Source organism: Vibrio sp. S12_S33 (assembly GCF_963889785.1).
Lineage (GTDB): Bacteria > Pseudomonadota > Gammaproteobacteria > Enterobacterales > Vibrionaceae > Vibrio > Vibrio aestuarianus.
Window position 1 is genome coordinate 1 of record NZ_CAWPQZ010000101.1, and the last position, 2,955, is coordinate 2,955.

The 2,955-nt window shown below is 40.6% G+C and carries 4 protein-coding genes; all 4 read left to right on the forward strand.

Going from position 1 to position 2,955, the window contains the following annotated elements:
- Positions 1 to 696 precede the first annotated feature (696 nt).
- The 4 genes from AACW06_RS19040 to AACW06_RS19055 all read left to right on the forward strand — a co-directional run bounded on the left by AACW06_RS19040 (position 697) and on the right by AACW06_RS19055 (position 2,632).
- Complete coding sequence (locus AACW06_RS19040; protein WP_176314184.1) at positions 697 to 1,044, forward strand: SH3 domain-containing protein; 348 nt, start codon at positions 697 to 699, stop codon at positions 1,042 to 1,044.
- A 146-nt stretch (positions 1,045 to 1,190) separates the two neighbouring features.
- Positions 1,191 to 1,571: a nuclear transport factor 2 family protein gene (locus AACW06_RS19045; protein WP_025818922.1), complete on the forward strand. Its 381-nt coding sequence runs from the start codon at positions 1,191 to 1,193 to the stop codon at positions 1,569 to 1,571.
- 168 nt (positions 1,572 to 1,739) lie between these two features.
- On the forward strand, positions 1,740 to 2,192 hold the full coding sequence (locus AACW06_RS19050; protein ID WP_192076273.1) for a GNAT family N-acetyltransferase: 453 nt from the start codon (positions 1,740 to 1,742) through the stop codon (positions 2,190 to 2,192).
- Between the two features lie 137 nt (positions 2,193 to 2,329).
- Complete coding sequence (locus AACW06_RS19055) at positions 2,330 to 2,632, forward strand: hypothetical protein (RefSeq protein ID WP_069509380.1); 303 nt, start codon at positions 2,330 to 2,332, stop codon at positions 2,630 to 2,632.
- The last annotated feature ends 323 nt before the right edge of the window (positions 2,633 to 2,955 follow it).

A 2,955-nucleotide genomic window follows, 5' to 3' on the forward strand; every position in this document is an offset into this window, starting at 1 on the left:
TTCACATAACAAACAATTTAAGAGGGATTCCCAACGCTTGGCATTTTTCTTCTACTTCAAATTTAGTGTTTACGGTACAATGCTTTAGGTTGTGTGGTAGCGTTGCTCACCCCTTAATTGGGCGTTATGTGTTGGATGAGTTTTTAAGGTCAAAGCTACGATTTCATTGAGAATTCGTTCCGTGTTTTCGGCAAGTTGGCTTGGTCGAAATGGATTCTTGAACAACTTGAGATTGAGCGTTTTCAAGGTTTTTGGGTTGCCTCAATTGAGTTTTGGATCTGGTTCGTGTTGAGTTTCGTTGGTTTCAAATCGCTTTAATTGAAATGTCTTTTTGACGGATTTTCTTGCTGACATTCAGCTCTGAAAGCCTAGTGAAGCAAAAGGTTTAGCGGTTGCTGAAAGGGCGCTTTCTTTGTCGTTGATTTTGTAAGTGGCTCTCTTCGGCTCAGATCGCTGTGAAATTTAGGGTTTGGTAAGCATCGTTTTTTTACGTAACTTATTCAAATTTCTTCGTTTCTACGGTGGTTTTCTTTGAATTCACGGTTAAATTCACATAACAAACAATTCAAGTGGATTCTCAACGCGTGGCAGTTTTACTATGCGTTGAGTAAAGTGTTTTATGGTGCAATGCAGCGGCTTGGCCAGTGCGTTGTTCACCACTTAATTGGGCGTTATGTGAATGGAGTGGAATAAGCTATGGAATACAAAGTCGTTAAAGAATATCAAGATGCTCCAGAATCGCCGATTAGAATCGTTTCAGGCGAAAAATTGGAGTTTGTAGAGGAATCCAATCCAGAAGGTGACTGGGCAAACTGGATTTTCTGCCGAGGAGAAAACAAAGAAGGTTGGGTTCCTAAACAAATACTAGCTATCGACAATGGCGAGGTAACTGCACTTGAGGATTATTTCGCCAAGGAGCATCGTTTGGCTATCGGTGAAATTCTAGTAAAAGAACATGAGTTAAACGGCTGGATCTGGAGTAGTAAAATGGGTAGTCCGAAAGAACTGGCATGGGCTCCTTTAAATCATTTGTGCGCTGTGTAAATTCACATAACAAGGCATTTAAGAGGGATTCTCAACGCTTGGCATTTTTGCTTCTACTTCAAATTTAGTGTTTATGGCACAATGATTTAGGTTGGGTGGAGGCGTTGTTCACCCCTTAATGCGGCGTTAGGTGCTTGGAGGAAATAATGAATTCAAAGGAAGTTGTCCTAGCTTTTTGGGATGCGATGAAAACTAATGACTTTGCCAAAGCTAGTGAGTGGCTTAGTCCTAATTTCGAAGGTTTTTGGCCTCAATCAAATGAACTTACAGTGGGTAGAGAAAATTTCACAGCTATCAATTCTTATTACCCTGCAAATGGTGTTTGGGAGTTTGAAGTTCATTCGGTAGTCTGTGACGGTGCAACGGTCGTAACTGATGTATCGATTACAGATAGTGTTCAAAAAGCCCGCGCTATTACTTTTCATACCGTTGAAAACGGTTTAATCATCAAGCAAAAAGAATTCTGGCCTGATCCTATGGAAGCACAAGAATGGCGCTCAAAATGGGTAAAGGTCGTACATGAATAAGCTACGCACCTAACAAACAATTTAAGAGGGATTCCCAACGCTTGGCATTTTTGCTTCTACTTCAAATTAAGCGTTTATGACACAATGCTTTAGGTTTGGGTGGTAGCGTTGCTCACCCCTTAATTGGGCGTTATGCCTTTTCCAAAAAAATCGACAAGGAGAGTCAATTTGAAAATAGTAGAAGTAGATAAAATTCATCTTGAAGCTGTCGCTCAATTATTTGATTTATATCGCCAATTTTATGGACAAAAATCGGATTTAGCGCAGGCTATGAGTTTCATTGAAGAGAGGCTCAACCATTCAGACTCAGTCATTTTCCTAGCACTTGATCATCATGGTCAACCGTTGGGGTTTGTTCAGCTTTACCCGTCGTACTCTTCAGTCGCGATGAAGCGAATGTGGTATTTGAATGACTTGTATGTCACTGAATCAGCGAGACATAAGGGTGTTGGTAAAGCATTGCTACAGCAAGTCAAAGTTTATGCCAGAGAAACCAATGCGTTAACTGTTAAGCTTGCTACTTCAATAGATAATGAATCTGCAAAAAGTCTATATTTGTCTGAGGGTTACTCTAAAGTTACGGCTTTTGAGCACTTCACTCAGAAAGTAGTACAGGCATAACAAACAATTTAAGAGGGATTCTCAACGCTTGGTATTTTTGCTTCTACTTCAAGTTTAGTGTTTAAAGTACAATGCGTTAGGTTGGGTGGTAGCGTTGCTCACCCCTTAATTGGGCGTTATGTTTTCGGAGGAAATACGTGATTTGGATAAAGCGATTGGTTTTGATTACTTTGCTTTCTGTTATGGGGTATTTTCTTTTCCTTCATGCTGGGATGGCTAGTGATGGAGCTATAGAACTTGAGTGGTATTACAGGTTTGAAATGATAGCTGCGGGAATAATTTGGTGGCCTGCGGTTTTATATTTGAAGTTTAGGGAGTTAGCTAACTATCCAACAAATATTTTAGGGCTAGAATTGTGGCCAGTACAATATCTTAGCTACTGTATAGCTTTTAAGCTATACGATTTAATGCTTGAGAATAAGAAAACGACGAATAAGTAATCTCTGAAATAGGGGTCATAACTATCGTCTTCTACAGGTAACTTATTTTAAAATAGAGTCATGCGCTCACGTTAAGCCCAAACATAACAAGGCGTTTAAGAGGGATTTGGCACGCGTGGCATTTTTAATATGCGTTGGGTTCAGTGTTTATGGCGTTTTGCCGATACTTTTGTATTGCGTGCCTTCACCCCTTAACGCGGCGCTGGCGGATCCCCTCATAATTCCCCCAACCCACAGGTATGCGTGAGGCGCTGATATTCCACCATTGCCCAGTGATATTGGGACTCTTGTATTCGGTATCTCCGATGACAACGTACTTCCTT

Coding starts and splice junctions, on each gene's coding strand:
- AACW06_RS19045 (WP_025818922.1), top strand. CDS start 1,191: ATGAATTCAAAGGAAGTTGTCCTAGCTTTTTGGGATGCGATGAAAACT.
- AACW06_RS19040 (WP_176314184.1), top strand. CDS start 697: ATGGAATACAAAGTCGTTAAAGAATATCAAGATGCTCCAGAATCGCCG.